This is a genomic window from Nonlabens sp., assembly GCF_039941875.1.
Lineage (GTDB): Bacteria > Bacteroidota > Bacteroidia > Flavobacteriales > Flavobacteriaceae > Nonlabens.
The window spans coordinates 49,628-72,204 of sequence record NZ_JBDVDQ010000015.1 but is presented as its reverse complement, the minus strand read 5'-3'; the positions used below and the strand labels follow the sequence as shown (position 1 = coordinate 72,204).

Genomic DNA, 22,577 nt, shown 5'->3' with positions numbered 1-22,577 from the left:
AAAAAAACCCAAATACCATTACAGTATTTGGGCTATGTGCATTTAGGGGAAAATGCTTCTAGTCTACATTATCATGTAGAAAAGAATTGTTGTTAGATCTTAATTGGATTTCATTATTCTCATCTGTAGAAAGAGTGGTTCTAGACCTTTCTCCTTCTTTAGGTAATTTATCCAACTCAACACCTTGTCTTAAATATGCTGGTTGCTTTTCTATCTCATCCAGTCTATGTGAATTTTTAAATTTATAATTATAAGCATGCATTTTTCGTTTACGCTCTTCTGCTCTTTGTACTAAAACCTCATTAAGCGGTAAATCGGTAGGGTCTACTTCTTCATCAATTGTTACAGTTTTTGTTTCTTGAGGTGTTACTGGAGCAGGTTTAGTTACAATTTTAATCTCTGGCTCCGACTCTGTAACCACTTCTTTTTCTTCAATCTTATGTTGCGGCTTTGCATTATTTAAACGCTCTTCTTCTTCCGCATAGTCTTCTAGAGAATAAACTGTAACACCTTCTTTAGTATCATCATTAACAGGCACCACATTAATCGGCTCGTTAACTTCAATATCTTCTAATTGATGGTACTTCGGTGCTGGAGGCGTTTGCTCTTCTTCTTTTAATTGAGCAGATAATGGCATATCAAAATCTAAAAAGAACTGATCTTCATCTTCTTCTTTTACTTCCTCTTTAATTACAGCCTGTTCTTTTATCTCTTCCTTTTCTGTAGAAACTTCTTTGATTACAAAATTTTGAGTTTGATCTAACACTTCTTCATAAACCACATTTAAGTTACTTATGAATTCAGTAGTAGGAATCAAAACATTTTCTTCCACAACTGGAATAGCCACTTCTTCTGGCTCTTCTTCACCTAATTCATGAACGATAACTAAAGGTTTTTCAGGCTCTACTGGCACAGGAATTGGTTCTGGTTCCGCTTCCGCGAAAGCGATATCCTCATCCACAACTTCTTCAAGATCCATGATAAGTTCACCTGCAACAACATCGCTGTTTGCCTCGTCTAGAATAGCCGTTGCTCGTTGCTCCTCTTCCAGTGTATGAATAATTCTTTTTGCTTCTGTATTTGAGATTTCATTTTGTTGCTCAAAATCAAATCCGGTTGCAATAACTGTTATAGAAATAGCGTCTCCTAGAGCTTCATCTTCACCTACACCCATGATAATGTTTGCCACACCACCGGCTTCATTCTGAATATGCTCGTTAACTTCTCCTATCTCATCTATAGTAATCTCTTCTGTTCCAGAGACTATTAATAGCAATACATTCTTTGCTCCAGATATTTTATTATCATTTAAAAGTGGAGAATCTAATGCTTTAAGTATTCCTTCTTGAGCACGATTAGAACCAGTAGACTGAGCACTACCCATAATAGCTGTACCGCTATTTGCTAGTACTGTCTTTGCATCACGTAAATCAATGTTTTGAGTATAGTGATTTGTAATAACTTCAGCAATACCGCGAGAGGCAGTAGCAAGTACCTCATCTGCTTTTGAGAATCCTGCTTTGAAACCTAGGTTTCCATACACATCTCTCAGTTTATTGTTATTGATAATTATTAGAGAATCAACACTTTTACGGAATTTTTCAATTCCTTTTTGCGCTTGTTCGTTACGTACTTTTCCTTCAAATTGGAATGGCGTAGTTACTATACCTACCGTAAGAATGTCCATATCACGAGCAATTTGAGCAATAACTGGCGCAGCACCTGTACCGGTACCACCACCCATTCCTGCAGTGATAAAAACCATCTTAGTATTACTATCTAATAATGCTCTTACGTCTTCTATACTTTCTTTTGCTGCATGCTCTCCTACTTCAGGATTTGCCCCAGCACCTAGACCTTCTGTTAAGGTAACCCCTAACTGTATTTTATTAGGTACAGGGCTATTATCTAGTGCTTGAGAATCTGTGTTACAGATTACAAAATCCACTCCTTTAATTCCTTGCTGGTACATGTGCTTGATAGCGTTGCTACCTCCACCACCTACACCGATGACTTTGATTACATTAGATTTGTTTTTAGGCAAATCAAACGCGATGCTGTTAAATTCTTCACTCATAATATTGCTACTTTATGGTTTAAGCTTGTGGCTCTAACACCACGGTATTTTTTCTTTTTCTTTTCTTTTTTTTCAATCTGCAAAACTAACTATCAATAGATAGCTATTCTGCTTTATCTAAGAAGTCTTTAAACTTAGTCGCCCAAGTATCAAAAATCCCTTTACTTTTAGGCTCTTGAGGCGCAATGATTTCTTCTTCCACTTCCTCCTCTTCTTCCACTATCTCCTCAACAACCTCGACTACAGGTTCAACCTCTTCTTCTTCCTCAACAACTTCTTCTAGTTGTGCTTCTAGTCCTTTCATTACTAATCCTACTGCAGTTGCAAATAACGGGCTTGTGTTTTCTGTATCACTACCACCTGCGAGGTGCTCATTAGGATATCCTATTCTACTAGGCATTCCTGTTACATACTCTGCAAGTTGCTTGATATGCTTTAACTGGCTACCACCACCTGTTAAAACCACACCGGCTATCAATTGCTTTTTAGGCTCTTCATGACCGTAGTTTTTTATCTCAACAAAAACTGTTTCTAAAATTTCAATGACACGAGCATGAATTATCTTACTTAAATTTTTAAGTGTAATTTCTTTAGGCTCGCGACCTCTTAATCCAGGAATGGAAACTATTTCGTTTTCTTTATTCTCGCCAGGCCATGCACTACCAAATTTAGTTTTAAGTAATTCTGCCTGCTTTTCAATAATCGAACAACCTTCTTTAATATCTTGAGTAATAATATTACCTCCTTGAGGAATTACAGCTGTATGACGTATGATACCATCCTTAAAAATGGCAAGATCTGTAGTACCACCACCTATATCGATAAGAGCAACACCAGCCTCTTTTTCTTCCTGACTCAATACAGCGTCTGCACTAGCAAGAGGTTCTAAGGTAATAGCTTTAAGTCCCAAATTAGCACTTTTAACACAACGATAAATGTTACGTATGGATGCTACCTGACCTACAACTACATGAAAGTTTGCTTCTAAACGGCCGCCGTACATTCCGATAGGCTCTTTAACATCAGACTGCCCATCTATTTTATATTCTTGAGGTAAAACATGTATAATCTCTTCACCAGGTAACATAACTAATTTTAGAACCTGATTACATAATTTTGTAATATCCTCTTGATCAATTACCGTCTCACTATCTCCACGAGTGATATAATCACTGTGTTGTAAGCTGCGTATATGCTGTCCAGCAATACCTACAGTAACATCATTTATTTTTATACCACTTACACCTTCGGCCTGACTAACTGCCTGCTGAATAGACGTTATGGTTTGTGTAATGTTATTCACTACACCTCTATGTACTCCTAAACTTTTTGACTTACCTACACCTAGAATCTCAAGTTTGCCGTATTCATTCTTGCGACCTATCATAGCTACAATCTTTGTTGTACCTATATCCAGACCTACTGCATATTCTTGTTGTTCCATTTCCCTACCTTTTTGTTACTACTACTTGATTATTAAATCTCAAGTCTATTGTTTTAATATCACCTAGTTGTTTATCCTTTTGCATTTTTGTTAGAAACGCTTTGTAATTGATCATCTTATGATCTAGTTTTTCAACTCTTCCTAACTTTACTTTAAAATCCAAAGCCCTTACAGAAAGTGTTACTTCTTCTCTTTTATCAAATTTGATTTGAGTAAAAGAGGCTTTTAATAACTCATCATTTCTAATAAAATTGATCAGCTCAAATGTTTTATCCTGAACATTTTCACTAAAACCGTAAACGAGAGGCACATTAACAGTGTGTTCTTTTGATAACGGCATTATTAGATTATCCTGATCTAGATAAGAATCTGGCTTACCCATAATTCTTGCAATAGGCTTTCTAGGGCGCACAACAGCCTTTAGCAATCCATCTAGGGATACAGAAACCTCTGCATCTCTGATCATTGCGTTTTGAACAAGTCGTAATTCACTCTTATTCAAATCTAGATTTTCTATCGTCAAGTTCTCTATACTATCACCATTTTGTATCAACAATTTATTAACGTTCTTTTCAGAGATCAACGGATCACTATAATCTGTAAATGTGATATTTACATCTTTCAATTTCCTGGCTTCATATCTACTTGACGCAAATGCATAAAGACTGATTACCAATACGATAACCAACACCAATTTTATGATGTTTTTTATTTTATGCATCAGACCATTTTTCAGTTAATTTATTTATCTCCACCCCTATATCACCAGCTCCTAACATGATAACAATTCTCGTACCCATGTCGTTAACAAACTCTTCTATATCGTCTTTTTCTACAACGGTGACAACCTCAGGTGATTGCTCTAAAGCATTAATCTTTCTGCATAACAACTCTGAAGTGATACCTTCTATAGGAAATTCTCTAGCTGGATAAATATCTAGAAGAGCTACTTTATCAAACTTACTTAATGACAATGCAAATTCTTCTATAAAATCTTGTGTTCTAGAAAATAAATGTGGTTGAAAAACCACTAGCTTTTCTTGCTCAGGATACATCTCTGTAACTGCCTGGTAAACCGCATCTATCTCTTTAGGATGATGTGCATAATCATCAATCAACACCCTATGATCATTATCGACCCTGTAAGTAAATCTACGCTTCACACCAGGAAATGATGCAAGTGCATACTTTAATTTTTCAGGATTTGCACCTTGTTCTAAAGCTATAGCCATAGCTAGTATGGCATTACTCAGGTTATGTTTACCAGGTAATTTTAAAAGACATTTATCAATTATACCTTGAGGTGTTTTCAAATCAAAATGATAAGCGCCATCTATGATAACCTCATCGACAGCCTCGTAGTCACCAGAATCCAATCCTACTTTTAAACCTTGAAGGTTTAATTTTTCATTTAACAGCAAGGTCTTACCATCTAACAAGCCGGCAAAATCATGGAAAGTCTTTTCAAAAGTCGCAACATCTCCATAAACATCAAGATGGTCTGCATCCATAGATGTTATTCCTGCGATATCTGGATCTAGCTGCATGAAAGATCTATCAAACTCGTCTGCCTCTACTACCATCACATCAGTACCAGAACACAGATAATTAGTATCATATTCTTCCAGAATACCTCCTAAAAAAGCTGTAACCTTAACATCACTTTTGTAAAGTAAATGTGCCAGTATAGCGCTAGTCGTCGTTTTACCATGCGTCCCTGCTATTGCAAGACAGGTCATAGTTCTAGAAATCTGACCTAATAATTGTGCACGTTTTAGGATGTTAATTCCGCTTTCGCGAAAGCGAACTAATTCACCAAAATCTACAGGAACAGCTGGTGTATAAATTACTTGTGCCGTTTCTACACTCTTAAACTCGTCAGGTATTTTACCAAAACTATCAGAATAATGAATGTCGATACCCTCATCTTCTAACTTTTTAGAAAGAGCTGTCACGACGCGGTCATAACCAGCCACGTGCTTACCATGATCATTTAAGTAACGAGCAAGCGCACTCATACCTATCCCACCGATACCGATGAAATAAAAATGCGATATATGTTCTAGTTCTTTCATTTTAATAGTTGCTCTAACTCGTTAACGATAGTCTTTGTAGCATCTGGAAGTGCTTGTTTTTTTATGTTATCAGAAAGTTTTTTCTGTAATTCTATATTTGATAATAAACCACTCCATAACGTTGTAAAGTTTTGATCTAGATCTACTTCTTTAATCATTAAGGCAGCATCTTTACTTGTTATAGCTTGTGCATTTTTGGTTTGGTGATCTTCAGCAACGTGAGGAGATGGAATAAAAACCACTGGCTTACCTACTATACCTAATTCTGAAATAGAACCTGCACCTGCTCTAGATATAATAAAATCTGCAGCGGCATAAGCGAGGTCCATTCTGTTTAAAAAAGCATGAACCTGAATTCCTGCTTGCGATTTTTCTTTATACTCATTATGATAAAACTTACCACACTGCCAGATTACCTGAACATTCTCTTTTTTAAATAATTCTAGATTATTATTTATTAACTGGTTTACTCTTCTTGCTCCTAAACTACCGCCTAAAACAAGTAATGTTTTTTTATTTGCGTCTAAATTATAATGTGATAAAGCTTCTACTCTTAAAGAGTCAACATTAAGTAAGTCCTGACGTACTGGGTTACCTGTTAAAACAATCTTCTCCTTTGGGAAAAATCGCTCCATACCTGTACTCGCCACACAAATTTTATTCACTTTTTTACTTAGCAATTTATTAGTTATTCCAGGATAGGAATTTTGTTCTTGTATTAAAGTTGGAATCCCTTTTTTATTTGCCATAAATAGCAACGGACCGCTAGCAAATCCTCCTGTACCGATAGCTATATCTGGTTTAAAAGATTTAATAATCTTACCTGCGTCATGTAAACTCTTTATAACCTTAAATGGAAAAGCAAGATTCTTAAGCGACAAACTTCTTTGAATACCACTTATCCACAATCCCTTAATCTCATAACCAGCTGCTGGGACTTTTTCCATCTCCATGCGATCACTTGCTCCTACAAAAAGTATCTCACAGTCTGCCCATCTTCTCTTGCATTCATTTGCAATAGAAATAGCTGGGTAGATGTGACCACCTGTTCCTCCTCCTGATATGATTATTTTATATGGCTTCACTAAGTACGTCTAAAGGATTCATTTCATCTTCTTTTATTTTCTCTTGGGCTTTTACCTCTTCTCTTTGCGCGCTTACACTTAACACTATTCCTACTGCCATGCACGTCATTAAGATAGAGGTCCCTCCACTACTTATTAATGGTAAAGTCTGTCCTGTAACCGGTATTAAATTTACCGCAACTGCCATATTAGTCAGTGCCTGAAAAACGATAGGAAATCCTACACCTATTACCAGCAACTGCCCAAAAACAGAAGCAGCCTTTGTTGATATTATTATAAGCCTAAACAAGAAGAATAGGTACAAAGACAGAATAATTAAACCACCTATAATTCCAAATTCTTCTAGGATAATAGCAAATATAAAATCACTAGCAGACTGCGGTAACACATGCTTAGTAACACTTTTACCTGGACCTACTCCTACTATATAACCATTTGCAATAGCTGTTTTTGCTCGCTCTACTTGATACGTAGAATCTGAATCTCCCTCACCACCGAATGTGGCAATACGTGACACCCATGTATCCACACGGTTAGGAAATACACCTGGAAAAGCTTTAGCAGTTAAAACGAATAAACTAAGCGCTATAAACCCTACACCTATCATCGCTAGCAAATATTTCAATGGATACCCACCTACAAAACAAATTAATAAAATCATTGCAAAAATGAGCACTGCAGTGGATAGGTTAAATGGCACAATAAGAACCAGCACAATTCCCACAGGAACCCACAATGGTAATATAGACTCTTTGAACGTTACTACTTTATCTTTAATGGAAGCAAGATACTTTGCGACGTATGCCATAAGCACTACAAAGGCAAACGTACTGGTCTGAAATTTCATTCCTATAACAGGAACTGTCATCCACCTACTTGCACTTGCACCACCCATAATTGTGCCTTGCATAGCAGTGTAACCCAGTAAAATTATGACCACAGGTAAAAACAAAACACTTAGTCCTCTAAAATATCTATAAGGGATTTTATGAACTGAATACAACAGCCCCAAACCTATAACTACATGACCAAAATGCTTTACCAAAAACTTGGTAGTATTACCTGTTCCCTTACCTATATAAGCAAGATTTGCACTTGCACTATATACAGGCAGGAAAGAAAACACCAATAATATGATTACTAGCGCCCACAAAAAGGTATCTCCAGATATGTAGTTTTTAATTCTCAATTTACAATCCTCTTACTGCATTTTTAAACTGACGTCCACGATCTTCATAGTTCTTAAAAAGATCAAAACTTGCACAAGCAGGGCTCAATAATACGTTATCACCAGCCTGAGCTAGCTTATAAGCTACTCTAACCGCGTCTTCCATATTACTAGTTTCTACCATTTGCTCTACACAATTACCAAAAGCCTCTACTATCTTAGAGTTATCTTCTCCCAGACATACGATTGCTTTTACATTGCGATTTACTAGACTATAAAGTTCTGAGTAATTATTTCCTTTATCAACGCCGCCTACTATCCATACGGTAGGTTGCTCCATAGTATCTAACGCATAATAGGTAGCGTTCACATTTGTAGCCTTAGAATCATTGATATATTGAACTTTATTAATTTTCAATACATTTTCTAAACGATGCTCCACTCCTTCAAAAGAAGTAAGACTCTGTCTAATAGTCTCTTTTCTTATTTGTAAAAGTTTTGACGCAGTAGAAGCTGCCATTGCATTTGCAGTGTTGTGCTTCCCTTTAATTGATAATTTTTCTGTAGGCATAGTAAATAATGAGTTATGGGTATTAATGTGTAAGTTGTTATCGAGCAAACATGCTCCTGTTTTTAATTCTCTTTCCATTGAAAAAGGAATGAGTTGTGCTTTAATATCTAATTTTTCTATAGCGTCTGTAATTGCCTTATCATCGATATTGTAAATGAGGTAATCGTTCTCATCTTGATTCATCGTAATACGCATTTTACTAGCGACATAATTTTCAAACTTGTAATCATATCTATCCAGATGATCTGGAGTGATATTTAAAATAATCGCGATGTGAGGTTTAAAACTGGTTATTCCATCTAGTTGAAAACTACTCACTTCTAGTAATCTATTCTCTGATTCTCCTTCAAATACTTGCTGAGCAAAACTCTTACCGATGTTCCCACCAGTAGTATGATCTAAGTCAGCCACATTTAAAATATGATCTATAAGACTAGTAACCGTAGTCTTACCATTTGCTCCTGTCACAGCAATAATATTTTCATCCGTAAATCTGGACGCAAATTCTATTTCAGAAATCACCTCAATCCCTTCAGATTTAATTTTTAAAATCATCTCGGCGGTATCTGGTATTCCAGGACTTTTCACAACTAGCGATGCATCGAGTATTTTATCCATAGAGTGACCACCAGACTCACAGGAAATGGATTGTTTTTGTAACGCTTTCGCGAAAGCGGAACCTAAATTACCTCCATCACTTAAAAAAACATCATAGCCTTTTTGAGTCCCTAACATAGCCGCTCCCATGCCACTAATTCCACCACCTAGGATAACCAGGCGCTTTCTATCTATATGTTCTTGCGATTGACTCATTATCGCATTTTAAGAGTTACCACACTTATGATAGCTAGTAAAATACCTACGATCCAAAATCTCACGACTATTTTACTTTCATGAATACCACGTTTTTGATAATGATGGTGTAAAGGCGACATTAAGAAAATACGACGGCCTTCTCCATGTCTCTTTTTAGTGTACTTGAACCAACTTACCTGCATCATTACAGAAAGGTTTTCCATCAAGAATACCCCACATAGAATAGGTATTAATAATTCTTTTCTAGTTGCAATAGCAAGTACTGCAATGATTCCACCTATAGTTAAACTACCAGTATCTCCCATAAATACTTGCGCAGGAAAAGTATTGTACCATAAAAAACCAACTAAAGCACCTGCAAATGCGGTAATGAAAACTACCATCTCACCAGAGTTGGGTATATACATGACATTGAGATAATCTGAAAAAACAATATTTCCTGATATCCAAGCAAATAATGCCAGAGTTATAACGACTATAGCACTAGTACCTGCAGCAAGCCCGTCTATACCATCTGTAAGATTTGCACCGTTAGAAACTGCTGTCACTATTACGATTACTATAGGTATAAAAACTAACCAAGCCCAGTTTGCAAGACTAGGATCTATCCAGTCTATTAAGCTCGCATAATCAAACTCGTTATCTCTTACAAAAGGAATAGTTGTTTTAGTAGATTTTTTTGCCGCTTCAAACTCTATAGGCGAGTTTTGAGTAATCAATTCTTGTGAGTTCTTTGGGTTTACTTTTTCTTCTTTTATAGTAACTCCATCATGAAAAAACATGATAGAACCTATAATAGCACCTAAACCTACCTGACCTATTACTTTAAATATTCCTTTTAAGCCTCCTTTATCTTTCTTAAATATTTTTATATAATCATCTGTAAAACCTATTAACCCCATCCATACTGTAGTGATAATAAGCATAACCACATAAATATTATCTAGCTGACATAATAGAAATACTGGTATTAAAGTGGCTAGAATAATTATAACACCACCCATGGTAGGTGTACCAGCCTTTTGCGCCTGCCCTTCTAGTCCAAGATCACGCACGGTTTCACCCACTTGTTGTCTTTGTAAAAATGTAATAATGCGCTTACCATATATGGTAGAAAACGCTAGAGAAAGAACAAATGCAATAGCCGCTCTAAAGGTTATAAAACCAAAGAGTGATGCACCAGGCATATTAAATTCTTCTTCTAAATATTTAAATAAATAATATAACATTTGTTACTTGTTGAGTTTATTAAGGATATCGGCTATTATTTTACGATCATCAAAATCAGATCGCACACCATTTATCTCTTGGTATGTTTCATGACCTTTTCCTGCTATTAGAATAATGTCATTTTTATCTGCCATTTTTGCTGCTGCTTTTATGGCCTGACTCCTATCTAGGATAGTTATGGTCTTTTTATAATCTTGAGGTTCTACTCCTGCTTCCATATCATTTAGAATCAATTGCGGATCTTCTGTACGAGGATTATCACTAGTAAAAATGACTTGATCACTTAAAGCAGCAGCGATATGAGCCATTTTAGGTCTTTTTGATGTATCTCGATCACCACCACAACCTATTACAGTAATTACATTCTCATTTCTTGTGCGTATAGAATTAATCGTTTCTAGCACATTCTTAAGAGCATCTGGTGTATGAGCATAATCCACGATAGCTGTAATTCTATCTTCAACTGTAGTAAAATATTGAAACCTACCTGACACACCTTCTAACTGTGAGATAACTTCTAACACTTCTATCTCTTCTAGTCCTAATTCTATAGCACAGGCATAGATAGCCAAAACGTTATAGGCGTTAAATTCACCCACCATTTTAGACCAAACCTCATGCTCATTAACCTTCAACAACAAACCACCGAACTGATTTTCTATGATCTGTGCACGATAATCTGTAAATGTCTTTAAAGCATACCCCAACTTTTTAGCCTTTGTATTTTGCAACATTACAGCTCCATTCTTATCGTCTAGATTTGTTAATGCAAATGCACCTTTAGGCAACTCATCAAAGAATCTCTTCTTAACATCTCGATATTCTGCAAAAGTGCTGTGGTAATCTAAATGATCATGAGTAAGATTAGTAAACACGCCACCTGCAAACTCAAGGCCTGTCACTCTTTCTTGCGCTATTCCATGACTACTCACCTCCATAAAACAATAATCTACACCTATCGCAACCATAGCTGCAAGATGCTTATTAATAGTCATAGGATCTGGAGTTGTATGCTTTGTAGCAACTACTTTTTCATCTATTAATATCTCTACAGTAGAAATTAAACCTGTCTTAAAACCTGACTTTTTGAAAAGCTGGTATAACAAAGATGTTGTAGTCGTTTTACCATTTGTACCTGTAACTCCTACTAACTTCAGTTGTCTAGAAGGATTCTCATAAAAGTTAGCAGCCATTAAAGCCAATGCTTTATGTGCGTTCTCAACTTTCACATAAGTCACATTCTCATCTTGATAATCTGGCATTACCTCAAGAACGACAGCTCTAGCCCCTTGGGACACTGCTTTTTCAATGTAATCATGACCATCTACAGCTGTTCCTTTAATCGCTACAAAAAGATCACCTTCCTTAATAGCTCTAGAATCAAAATGTATATCATTGACCTGAACGTCTGTGGAGCCTATAACTATGTCTAGGCCGACTTTATATAATATGTCTTTTAGAATCATCATATCAATGTTAGAGTTACTTTATCTGAAGGAGATATTTTAGTGCCTGCTTTTAGACTTTGTGATTTCACTTTTCCAGAACCTTTTAATATCACATCGGCTCCTAAATTTTCAACTATCGCAATGGCGTCCATAGCTTCCATACCTATCAAATTAGGAATCTTCATGGAAGAAACTTCATTTTGAGCATGAGCTTTGTTTAAATAAGACTCTGTAGACGCCAGCATTGATGTTGGTAGGTCTTTTTGCAATTCTAACTGATCTATTAAAGGGTTGTTAGCATATATTTTTTGCGCAATTGTTTTAAAAACAGGCCCAGCAACTATATTACCATAATACCCTTTTCTAACACTAGGTTTTGTTATCACCACTATGCAGCTGTATTTAGGCTTATCTGCAGGAAAATAACCTGCAAAAGAAGCTATATAATTACCGGAAGATTTCCAGTATTCTGTTTGACACGTTCCTGTTTTACCAGCCATAGAAAAGTTTTCACTGTATAGATTTTTTGCAGTCCCTCTTTGTACCACATTTTCCATCATCACCTTTACTTTATCAATAGTATTTTGAGAACATATCGCAGGATTTATTATCTCACGATCAAATTTTTCAATCACCTTTTCCTTAGACTTAACTTCTCTAATTAATCGAGGCTTTACCATAACACCATTATTTGCAACAGCATTATAAAATGTAAGAGTTTGCAAAGGCGTTAATTGCACCCCATAACCAAATCCCATCCATGGCAAGGACAATCCACTCCAGTTTTTATCATCTGGGTGAGGTATCATAGGAACACCTTCTCCTTTAATAGGCAAATTCAACTTTTCATTAAGATTCATACTATATAATCTATCCACGTAATCTTCAGGATTAGATTTATAATTATTCTGTATCATTTGCACCAGTGCTGTATTTGAAGAAACCTCAAAAGCCTTAGCTACTGTTATTTTTCCATAACCGCCATATTTAGAATCACGCACATTACGGCCGTAATAAGAAATCTTACCACCTTTTGTATCAAATACAGTACTGGTATCTACTACTTTATCTTCTAGCGCAGCTATTACACTCATTAATTTAAATGTAGAACCAGGCTCATGAGATTCCCATACAGCATAATTTCTCTTTTCAAAATATTTACCATTATCACCTCTACCTAGATTAGATAACGCCTTTATTTCACCTGTTGCCACTTCCATTACTACCGCAGTACCATGATCTGCTTCAAAATACTCTAACTGTTTTAGCAATGCATGATGTGCAACATCCTGCATATTCACATCTATAGTAGTATAAACATCATAACCATCGTTGGGATCCAGCTCATTCTCACTATTAATAGGTTTCCATTGATTTTTACCTATTTTCTGCTCTAATTTAACACCATCACTTCCTCTCAAATAAGGAGCAAAAGCACCTTCTAATCCTACAGGAGCACTTCCCCTACGATCATAACCTACGATACGCTCTGCCATTTTACCTAATGGATGCTCGCGAACTATTCTTTTCTCTACAATTAAACCACCACGGTATGGCCCCTTCTCAAAAAGAGGAAACTCTCTTATCTCTTTGTAATCTCCATAATTGAGATTTTTTGCGATAAGCATGTAGCGATTTTTATTACTATGCGCTTTTCTTAATTTCTGTAAATAATAACTTTTAGATTTGTCAAATTTCTTTCCTAACTCCTCAGCAAGGGCAGCTATATTCTCATTAAAATCTTTACTAGACGGTGCTAGCGCATCAAAACGTATGTCATATTTACTAATGGATGTAGCCAACAACTGTCCATTTGCATCATATAAATTACCCCTAGTAGAAGGAATAGTGTCGTTTCTAAAAACACGTTGTTCAGCTTTGGCACGGTACGCGTCTCCTTCCACAAACTGAATGTTAATAATTTGAACCACCACTAGCAACGCAACAACAACAAACAGTGCACTCACCAAGTACATCTTGTTCAATATATTTTTATTAGTTGTTGCCATCTATCTTTTCTACAATTACTATTTTTTGCGGCGGATTCTTAGCCGGTGCAATTCCTTTATTTCCTATTTTTCTTGCAATGGTAGACTCCATTTGCATAAACATTAATCTTCTTTCTAAATCAGTATACTCACTATGTAACTCTGTTACTTGTTCATTAACAGCAGCTAGTTTATGCACTTTTCTCTCATAACTATGACCTGTAAAAATCATAACAATTGCGAGTACAGCAGCAAACAATATGAAACGCCAGTTTTTAAAAGCGTCATCGTTAGTTAAAAAACTACCTTTTAATATGTCATACACTTTGGCAGCCATTTATTCTCTCTCTATCTTTTCTGCTATACGCAACTTGGCACTTCTAGCTCTATTATTAATTTTTATCTCTTCTCGAGAAGGGATAATCATTTTACCTATTCTTTTAAATGGCACACTAGACCTACCGAATACATCCTTCTCTGGCTCTCCTTCAAATAAACCATTACGCATAAATCTTTTTACAGGCCTATCTTCTAAAGAGTGATAAGAAATAACACTTAACCTACCACCTACTTTAAGCACTTCTTCTGACTGTCTTAAAAAATCATAAAGCACTTCCATCTCTTTATTAACTTCTATACGTATAGCCTGAAACACTTGAGCCATTAGCTTATGCTCAATTCTCTCTGGCACCAGTGGAGAACAAATCTCCTTGAGATCTGCCACCGTTAATATCTCAGACTCTTCTCTAGCACTTACTATTCTTCTGGCTAACTTATGCGCAATACGCAACTCACCATAAGCCTTAAATATTCTCACTAGATCTTCTTCATCATACTGATTAACCACAACTACAGCATCTAACTCTTGATCCTGATTCATGCGCATATCGAGTCTAGCATCAAATCGAGTTGAAAAACCACGCGCAGCCTCGTCAAATTGATGAGAACTAACACCCAAGTCTGCTAGTATTCCATCCACCTCTTTTGCTCCATAAAGCCTTAAGAATCTTTTCATGTAACCAAAATTTTGATTAATCAACATGAAACGATCGTCATCTATGGTATTTGCAAGCGCATCTGTATCTTGATCAAAAGCAAACAGCCTTCCACCTGGACCTAGACGCGAGAGAATCTCACGAGAGTGACCACCACCACCAAAGGTGACATCCACATACGTTCCAGACGGATTAATATTCAATCCATCTACGGTTTCTTTTAAAAGAACCGGATTATGATAAGAGGTCGATTGTGTCATTTCCCATTACTTCTTCAGCGAGATCAGCAAAGTCATCTAGCGAGTCATCAATAGCCGCTTCATACTTCTGCTTGTCCCAGATTTCTAATATATTCACCGCACTTGAAACGGTTACTTCTTTTGTAATTCCAGCAAAGGTGATTAGATCCTTAGGTATAAGTAATCGCCCATTTGCATCTACCTCAACAGTTTTAACTCCTGCTGTAAAACGACGTATAAAATCATTATGCTTTCTATTGAAACGATTTAAACCGTTCAATTTTTCCATCATTTTATTCCACTGACTCATAGGATAAAGCTCTAAACAAGGCTGAAAAACAGCTCGTTTAATCACAAAACCTTCCTGAACGACCGGTGTCAGTTGCTTTTTTAAAGCAGCTGGCATCATAAATCGCCCTTTGGCGTCAGTTTTACACTCGTATGTTCCTATAAAGTTGTTCACTTGAAATAGCCATTTAGCGCTATTAAATCAAAAATAAGAAATTAAATACCACTTTTTACCACATTTTACCACATTGTTGATAAATGAGCCTTATTCTGAATAACTACCCTAGTTATTAACAATTTAAGAATTGGTACTTAATACTTAAAAAGGATGTTAATTCCGCTTTCGCGAAAGCGAGACAGCAACATTTATTATTTTAAATAAAAAGTGAATTATCTCTTTAAAAACTAAAGAAATTGAGGCATCTTGCTACATTCAAAACAACTATATTTGCCACTTAGAATTACCCTATGACGCACGACTTAATCAAAGACGGTAAATTTGAGTATTACATTACTGGAAAAGGAACACCTATAATCATACTTCATGGTTTAATGGGCGGTTTGAGTAATTTCCAAGGTGTGATCGATTATTTCCCCTCAAAAGGTTATCAAGTAGTTGTGCCTACTTTACCGCTGTACACCACGCCACTAATTAAAACTAGCGTCGGTACATTTGCAAAGCACATCAACGCCTTTATCGACCATATGGGCTGGAAAGAAGTTATTTTACTAGGCAATTCTCTAGGTGGTCATATCGGACTAGTCACTACAAAGTTATTTCCTGAAAAAATTAAAGCTCTCATAATCACTGGTAGCTCTGGTCTTTATGAAAGCGCGATGGGTGAGAGTTATCCTAAAAAAGGAAACTACGATTACATCAAAGAAAAAAGTCAAGATGTATTTTATGACCCTGCTGTCGCTACTAAAGAAATAGTAGACGAAGTATTTGCTACAGTTAATGATCGTAACAAATTACTCAAAACACTAGCTATAGCAAAAAGTGCGATCAGACACAACATGTCTAAGGATTTACCTAATATGACAACTCCGGTTTGTATTATCTGGGGTAAACAAGATAGTGTGACACCGCCTGCAGTTGCAGACGAGTTTCATGAAAAACTTGCAGACAGCGACCTATACTGGATAGATAAATGTGGGCACGCAGCCATGATGGAACATCCAGACGAGTTCAATGAAATTCTTAATAGCTGGCTAGAAAAAAGAAAGTTATAATTAAAGAATCTCTTTTCCTTCATTAATCCATAGTCATCGTGAATCAAGCAGTTTCTATAAACCGTCTGATCATAATTCTAGCCGACTAATCATTACCTTTGCCATATGAAAATTACTAGCGCAGAATTTGTTATATCTAACCAAGACGTAAAAAGATGTCCTAACTCAGGGATTCCAGAATACGCATTTATCGGTAGATCTAACGTAGGAAAGTCTTCTTTAATTAACATGCTTACTAATAAGAAGAGCCTAGCTAAAACATCTGGTAGACCGGGAAAAACTCAATTAATCAATCATTTTTTAATTAATAAATCTTGGCACCTAGTCGACTTACCTGGTTATGGGTATGCTAGAGTATCTAAGACTAGCAAAGCAAAGTTTCAGAAATTTATCACTAAATATTTTGAACAACGCAAGCAACTGATTTCAGGATTTGTACTAGTAGATGTAAGACATGAGCCACAACCTATAGATGTTGAATTTATGGAATGGCTAGGTGAGAGCGGTATTCCATTTAGTATTATTTTTACTAAAGCCGATAAGTTAAAACCCAATGCCTTAGAACGTAATGTAGAGGCTTATAAAAAGTTTCTTACTGAAGGTGTATGGGAAGAAATGCCTCCATACTTTGTAACTAGCTCTTCTAATAATCAAGGAAAAGAAGAACTACTTAATTACATAGGTAGTATAAACGATACCTTATAAGACAGGCGATTAAAAAACCGGCCTATCGTTAACCGTGTTTTTACGTATCTCTCGTAAAATACCTTCGATACCATTTACCTTCATATCAAAAACAGTTGTCATATAGTTACCTAACTTACCTTTAGGGAACCCTTGTCTTCTAAACCAGACATAATACGACTCCGGTAACTCACTAAGGAATTTACCTTTATGAGCACCGAAGGGCATTTTATACCATGACATTTCTATCAATAGCTTATGATCAAATAATGGTTCTTCCATTTATTTAAAAGAGTTATTTACTCTCTTTGAGATTTAATTTTTCTGCAAAATAATCGCAAAAATCAATCATCGTATCTCTCATTTTATCATCATTTGTTGCACGATGATAGGTGTCTGCCATAGAAACAAGTGTCTGATGAAAAAAGACTCTCATCTCATCTACAGGCATATCTTTGGTCCATAAATCTATACGGAAAGACTCCTTCTCTACACTGTTCCACATAGAAACCATCATAGCCTTAGCCTCTGCAGCATCTACACCACCGTCTGGCGCACTCCATCTTATGTGTTCTGGCACTCTATTTTCATCAAGTTCGATCCCTATCTTAATAGTAGATCTATTTTTATTATCTGACATTATTGTAATGGTTTGTATTTAGATCGTTTAAAAATTTCTTCTGGCTTTAATCGAATCATCGTTTCTATATCTACCTCATTATTATCCATAAATGATTTAACCATTCTGTAACCTATATAGCGACCTACACCACCTGGCGTCTGTTGGTCTACCTCTAAATAGAATTTAGAAAAAGGTGCTGGTAATATAAAACGAGATAATAATTTTGAATCTGTATCGTATAGTAGTTCGTTATCTATAAAATACCTCCACATCTCACCTTCATTCTCCACAGTAAAAATATATTTTTCAGGAGTATAATTAAACAACTGATCACCAGTTGCGTTAGGCGCAAATAATTCTTGTAGATAATGCAGCTTACCATGATAAATCATATTACCCAATAAACTACGCTCCATACTAGGCTCAACAAAGAGTCGTGCATAAGCTAGAGAAGCATCAGCCGGTAGCTGTTCTATATTTAAATTCTCTCTTTGATATTTATTAATCCCTATATACAACTCATGATCCTTACCTAAATAAGTATCTATAGAAACTATTAACTGGCTAGCAGTAGGTATAACTTTTTGTCTGTAATTAACATCTGACAGTACGGTTACTATAGGAGTAGGTTCAAAATCTGGAAAATAATACACCACGTGGCGCATTACATCTTCTAACTCTCCTTCTATTCCCACATAATTAAAATCAGCATCATCTACGGCTTTTTCTAATACATTATGTATAGAATCTTTACCTTCCATTTTTGCCATCCATACGCTATCAGGCACTGTTACCGGAAAAAACAGTGGGTACTCTCCTTTCAACGTAGACAAATCTGCTTTTTGAGCATCTGCAAACTCTTTATGAAACTGTACGAACTCTACATCTAGAGGTATATTAGAAATCTCCTCTTCTACTTTTGAACCAGATGTGCATGAGGTTATCGCTTTCGCGAAAGCGATAATAACAAAAAACTTAAATAACTTAATCTTCATACACCAATAACTCGCTATTATTTTATTTATTTTTAGGCTTGCAAAAATACGATTATGAAAACTGATAAAGTTACTGATTATATAGTAAAATGGTTAAAAGATTATGCTACTAAAGCTGGAGTCAAAGGTTACGTAGTAGGTGTAAGTGGCGGTATAGATAGCGCTGTTACATCTACTTTATGCGCGATGACTGGGTTAGATCTACTTTGTGTAGAAATGCCTATCCACCAGCATAAAGATCATGTGACCAGAGCGCAAGAGCATATAGAGCAATTAAAAAAACGCTTTAGTAATGTTACTGACGTACGTAGTGACTTAACACCTGTTTTTGATATTTTCAAATCTAACATGCCTAGCATAGACACTAATCCACAGGTGGAACTTACTTTAGGTAATACCAGAGCAAGACTAAGAATGACCACACTTTACTACCACGGTGGTGTAAATGGATTATTAGTGGCAGGTACCGGTAACAAAGTAGAAGATTTTGGCGTCGGTTTTTACACAAAATATGGTGATGGCGGTGTGGACGTTAGCCCTATTGCAGATTTGATGAAAAGCGAGGTTTATGCCATCGGTGAGCTGATAAATGTACCTGAAAGCATCATGAAAGCAGCACCTAGTGATGGTCTTTATGGAGCAGAAAAAACAGATGAAGACCAAATAGGAGCCAGTTATGACGAGCTAGAATGGGCTATGAATCAAATAAATAAAGGCTATAATGTTGAAGATTTAAGTAACAGAGAGCAAGAAGTGTTAAACATTTATTTATCATTTAACAGCAGGAATCAACATAAGATGAACCCTATTCCTGTGTGCGAAATACCCTCTAATTTTAGGTAATTTTTAACACCTAATTCTCTGTGATGTAAGGCAATACGCACACTTGATTTTGTAAGAATTACTTATGAGCTGTATATATTTGTAGATACAATAATTAATAAGAAATGGACATTTTATTAGCAGACCATCACCCCATCTTTAATAAAGGGTTAAAAGCTATGATGAAAGACTATAAAGACTTTCAATTTGTAGGCAAAATAGATGACGGTAAAGATCTTATTTCTGGCATCACAAAACACGATCCAGATGTGCTAATTCTCGAAGTCGATTTACCCAATTCTAACGGTGTCGGTTCTCTTAGAGAAATAAGATCCCATTTTCCAGACATCAAAATTCTAGTTGTAAGTTGTCATCCTGAAGAAATATACGCTATAAGCTCGGTAAAAGCAGGTGCAAATGGCTACATAGCAAAAACGCGCTCTGTAAAAGAAATCAGAAAATCATTACTTACTGTAGCAAGTGGAGAGACTTTTCTGTCTGAAGACATCAAACATCAATTGAATAACAAACAGACTAGTAACATTCTTAAATTCAAAAAACTCTCTACTAGAGAGATAGAAGTTCTTAACTTATTATCTAGAGGTAAGCGAAATAAAGAAATAGCTCAGCAGCTATCCATTAATGAGAAAACGGTAAGTACTTACAAAACTAGATTACTTAAAAAACTAAACGTTGATAATATAGCCGACCTTATACACCAGTCACGTTTATTACAAATCACTAGTTAAACAGGAACCTACTTAAACCATCAGAAGGTATAACCGTTCTGTTTTTTAAATCAATTTTAGTCCTTAACAAATTGTAATCCATTACTTGCCTTAAAGCTTCTTGGTTATCTACTTCAGGAGAATTCTTTGCGATAATTCTATTGATATTTTCCACTAGATCGTAGATCAAAAATTGTCGGAAATGCAATAACACCTGGCTAGTATATTCAGACACCGACTGGTCTTTGTGCTTTGGAAAAATCTGATTACGTTCCCAATCATGAAGACTATACTTATCGTCTGACATAGTTATATCAGCAATGACACTTGCATATTCACCCTCAAAAGCTGACAGTATCAATTGAACGTCTAGCTTTTGCTCCAACAATAGAACATCAATTATCTTAGTATAAATTGCTTGAAAATCAGAATTAGCAAACTTAATCTCATCAGAGTGCAAGTCCATGTAAATTTTCTCATACACACGTTGTTCTCCTTTTACTGTTTCATATTCGACTTCTACACCACTACCATCCTGAATATATTCATCTTCAAAAACCTCATCTTTACCACCGTACAATAACAAGATAGCAATAATAGATCGTTCTAATAGCCCTCTACGGTCTACATTTACATTTTCAGAAGAAGCTTCCACTTTAGTCATAGGCGCCTGTGCCTGCTCTTTAACTTGCTTCTTCTTTTGTTCTATAAGTCCAGAATTACGAACTTGAGCTAGCGTAGAAAATAATACATCTTCACCTATATCGAGAATAGCAGCACTTTCTCTAACATAAATCTCCCTAGAAATATCGTCAGGAATTTTTGCTATACTATTTACTATATCCCTGATCATGTCAGCTTTCTTGATAGGATCACCTGCTGATTCCTCTTTTAAAAGACTAGATTTAAAAGAGATAAAATCACGAGCATTATTAGAAAGAAAATCTACTATTTCAGATTCTGTATGAGATTTTGCAAAAGAATCAGGGTCCTCCCCATCAGGGAAAGTACACACACGCACATTCATCCCAGTTTCTAATATAAGGTCGGTACCTCGTATAGCCGCTCTCATTCCAGCTGCATCACCATCATACAATACAGTAATATTCTTAGTAAGTCGTTGAATTAATCTAATTTGCTGACTAGTAAGCGCAGTACCAGAACTAGAAACCACATTCTTCACTCCTGCCTGATGCAATTGTATTACATCAGTATAACCTTCTACTAGATAACAAAGATCTTCTTTTGCTATAGCTTGCTTTGCCTCGTATATACCATAAAGTACATTTGATTTATCATAAATCTCACTCTGTGGAGAATTGAGATACTTCGCAGCCTTTTTCTCATTATTAAGAATTCTACCTCCAAAACCTAAAACTCGCCCAGAAAGACTACGTATAGGAAACATTACACGACCCTTAAACCGGTCAAATTTCTTGTCCTCTTTAACAATTGAAACACCTGTTTTGTTCAAGAACTCTAGTTGATAACCTGCTTTTATTGCTGCATCTGTAAAAGCACTCCATTGATCTGGATTATAACCTAACTGAAAGTAATCGATAGTTTCATCAGTAAAACCACGCTCTTTAAAATAACTATACCCTATAGCTTTTCCTTCATCAGTTTTTAATTGTCCATGAAACCACTCTGCAGCATATTTAGAAACAAGAAACATAGATTCTTTTTCATTTTGAACTTGCTTCTGCTCATCAGTCTGTTCTGTTTCTTCGACTTCAATACCATACTTTTTAGCTAACCACTTTATCGCTTCAGGAAACGTAAAATGCTCATGCTCCATAATAAAAGTAACAGCATTCCCACCCTTACCAGAACTAAAGTCTTTCCAAATTTGCTTAACTGGACTCACCATGAAACTAGGTGAACGTTCATCAGTAAAAGGACTTAATCCTTTAAAGTTAGAACCTGATTTCTTTAATTGAACAAAATCACCTATCACCTCCTCTACACGGGCAGCGTCAAATACGGCATCTACGGTTGTTCTTGAAATCATTTGAAAATATTCTAATATAAAAATAGCGTTTTCCCATAAAAACGGGCCGCACTAAAAT

21 protein-coding genes are annotated in these 22,577 nt (G+C 35.9%); 4 read left to right on the top strand and 17 right to left on the bottom strand.

The genetic code is table 11. From position 1 onward, the window contains the following. Positions 1-58: 58 nt before the first annotated feature. The 13 genes from ftsZ to mraZ form a co-directional block, all read right to left on the bottom strand. The gene (gene ftsZ / locus ABJF08_RS09675) at positions 59-2,077 is read right to left on the bottom strand and encodes a cell division protein FtsZ (RefSeq protein WP_348115953.1); all 2,019 of its coding nucleotides are present in this window, start codon (positions 2,075-2,077) and stop codon (positions 59-61) included. A 103-nt stretch (positions 2,078-2,180) separates the two neighbouring features. Then, on the bottom strand, positions 2,181-3,521 hold the full coding sequence (gene ftsA / locus ABJF08_RS09670; protein WP_348115952.1) for a cell division protein FtsA: 1,341 nt from the start codon (positions 3,519-3,521) through the stop codon (positions 2,181-2,183). Positions 3,522-3,525: 4 nt separating this feature from the next. Continuing rightward, on the bottom strand, positions 3,526-4,242 hold the full coding sequence (locus ABJF08_RS09665) for a cell division protein FtsQ/DivIB (protein WP_348115951.1): 717 nt from the start codon (positions 4,240-4,242) through the stop codon (positions 3,526-3,528). Beyond that, on the bottom strand, positions 4,235-5,596 hold the full coding sequence (murC, locus tag ABJF08_RS09660; RefSeq protein ID WP_348115949.1) for a UDP-N-acetylmuramate--L-alanine ligase: 1,362 nt from the start codon (positions 5,594-5,596) through the stop codon (positions 4,235-4,237). The genes ABJF08_RS09665 and murC overlap by 8 nt, the downstream gene beginning before the upstream one ends. After that, on the bottom strand, positions 5,593-6,681 hold the full coding sequence (gene murG / locus ABJF08_RS09655; protein ID WP_348115948.1) for an undecaprenyldiphospho-muramoylpentapeptide beta-N-acetylglucosaminyltransferase: 1,089 nt from the start codon (positions 6,679-6,681) through the stop codon (positions 5,593-5,595). Before murG ends, murC begins: the two co-directional genes overlap by 4 nt. Next, on the bottom strand, positions 6,668-7,870 hold the full coding sequence (locus tag ABJF08_RS09650) for an FtsW/RodA/SpoVE family cell cycle protein (protein ID WP_348115947.1): 1,203 nt from the start codon (positions 7,868-7,870) through the stop codon (positions 6,668-6,670). Before ABJF08_RS09650 ends, murG begins: the two co-directional genes overlap by 14 nt. Position 7,871: 1 nt before the next feature. Next, entirely contained in the window at positions 7,872-9,233 is a 1,362-nt protein-coding gene (gene murD, locus ABJF08_RS09645; protein WP_348115946.1) for a UDP-N-acetylmuramoyl-L-alanine--D-glutamate ligase, read from the bottom strand. Further along, positions 9,233-10,465 (bottom strand): phospho-N-acetylmuramoyl-pentapeptide-transferase, encoded by a 1,233-nt coding sequence (gene mraY, locus ABJF08_RS09640; protein ID WP_348115945.1) that lies wholly within the window; start codon positions 10,463-10,465, stop codon positions 9,233-9,235. The genes murD and mraY overlap by 1 nt, the downstream gene beginning before the upstream one ends. Positions 10,466-10,468: 3 nt before the next feature. Continuing rightward, on the bottom strand, positions 10,469-11,935 hold the full coding sequence (locus ABJF08_RS09635) for a UDP-N-acetylmuramoyl-L-alanyl-D-glutamate--2,6-diaminopimelate ligase (protein WP_348115944.1): 1,467 nt from the start codon (positions 11,933-11,935) through the stop codon (positions 10,469-10,471). Beyond that, on the bottom strand, positions 11,932-13,923 hold the full coding sequence (locus ABJF08_RS09630; protein WP_348115943.1) for a penicillin-binding protein: 1,992 nt from the start codon (positions 13,921-13,923) through the stop codon (positions 11,932-11,934). The genes ABJF08_RS09635 and ABJF08_RS09630 overlap by 4 nt, the downstream gene beginning before the upstream one ends. Then, positions 13,910-14,239 (bottom strand): FtsL-like putative cell division protein, encoded by a 330-nt coding sequence (locus ABJF08_RS09625; RefSeq protein ID WP_348115942.1) that lies wholly within the window; start codon positions 14,237-14,239, stop codon positions 13,910-13,912. The genes ABJF08_RS09630 and ABJF08_RS09625 overlap by 14 nt, the downstream gene beginning before the upstream one ends. Next, the gene (gene rsmH / locus ABJF08_RS09620) at positions 14,240-15,157 is read right to left on the bottom strand and encodes a 16S rRNA (cytosine(1402)-N(4))-methyltransferase RsmH (protein WP_348115941.1); all 918 of its coding nucleotides are present in this window, start codon (positions 15,155-15,157) and stop codon (positions 14,240-14,242) included. It lies immediately after the preceding gene. Further along, positions 15,132-15,599 (bottom strand): division/cell wall cluster transcriptional repressor MraZ, encoded by a 468-nt coding sequence (mraZ, locus tag ABJF08_RS09615; RefSeq protein WP_348115940.1) that lies wholly within the window; start codon positions 15,597-15,599, stop codon positions 15,132-15,134. Before mraZ ends, rsmH begins: the two co-directional genes overlap by 26 nt. Before the next feature lie 293 nt (positions 15,600-15,892). Between mraZ and ABJF08_RS09610 the strand changes: the two genes are divergently transcribed. Continuing rightward, the gene (locus ABJF08_RS09610; protein ID WP_348115939.1) at positions 15,893-16,657 is read left to right on the top strand and encodes an alpha/beta hydrolase; all 765 of its coding nucleotides are present in this window, start codon (positions 15,893-15,895) and stop codon (positions 16,655-16,657) included. Positions 16,658-16,762: 105 nt separating this feature from the next. Continuing rightward, complete coding sequence (gene yihA, locus ABJF08_RS09605) at positions 16,763-17,362, top strand: ribosome biogenesis GTP-binding protein YihA/YsxC (RefSeq protein ID WP_348115938.1); 600 nt, start codon at positions 16,763-16,765, stop codon at positions 17,360-17,362. 9 nt (positions 17,363-17,371) lie between these two features. Here yihA and ABJF08_RS09600 read toward each other — a convergent pair whose 3' ends face one another. The 3 genes from ABJF08_RS09600 to ABJF08_RS09590 are packed head-to-tail and all read right to left on the bottom strand — an operon-like array spanning position 17,372 to position 18,958. Next, entirely contained in the window at positions 17,372-17,623 is a 252-nt protein-coding gene (locus ABJF08_RS09600; RefSeq protein ID WP_348115936.1) for a DUF3820 family protein, read from the bottom strand. 13 nt (positions 17,624-17,636) lie between these two features. Next, positions 17,637-17,981 carry a gliding motility protein GldC gene (gene gldC / locus ABJF08_RS09595; RefSeq protein ID WP_104515773.1) on the bottom strand — a complete coding sequence of 115 codons (345 nt, stop codon included), beginning with the start codon at positions 17,979-17,981 and terminating at the stop codon, positions 17,637-17,639. Further along, the gene (locus ABJF08_RS09590; protein ID WP_348115935.1) at positions 17,981-18,958 is read right to left on the bottom strand and encodes a gliding motility lipoprotein GldB; all 978 of its coding nucleotides are present in this window, start codon (positions 18,956-18,958) and stop codon (positions 17,981-17,983) included. Before ABJF08_RS09590 ends, gldC begins: the two co-directional genes overlap by 1 nt. Before the next feature lie 54 nt (positions 18,959-19,012). Here ABJF08_RS09590 and nadE point away from each other — a divergent pair, with 54 nt between their 5' ends. Both nadE and ABJF08_RS09580 read left to right on the top strand, forming a co-directional pair. Then, positions 19,013-19,801, top strand: a complete 789-nt coding sequence (nadE, locus tag ABJF08_RS09585; RefSeq protein WP_348115934.1) for an NAD(+) synthase — start codon at positions 19,013-19,015, stop codon at positions 19,799-19,801. A 104-nt stretch (positions 19,802-19,905) separates the two neighbouring features. After that, positions 19,906-20,529 (top strand): response regulator transcription factor, encoded by a 624-nt coding sequence (locus ABJF08_RS09580; RefSeq protein ID WP_348115933.1) that lies wholly within the window; start codon positions 19,906-19,908, stop codon positions 20,527-20,529. Here ABJF08_RS09580 and dnaG read toward each other — a convergent pair. Beyond that, positions 20,522-22,519, bottom strand: coding sequence for a DNA primase (dnaG, locus tag ABJF08_RS09575; RefSeq protein ID WP_348115932.1), 1,998 nt, complete (start codon positions 22,517-22,519; stop codon positions 20,522-20,524). The two genes, ABJF08_RS09580 and dnaG, sit on opposite strands and share 8 nt — an antisense overlap. Positions 22,520-22,577: the final 58 nt, after the last annotated feature.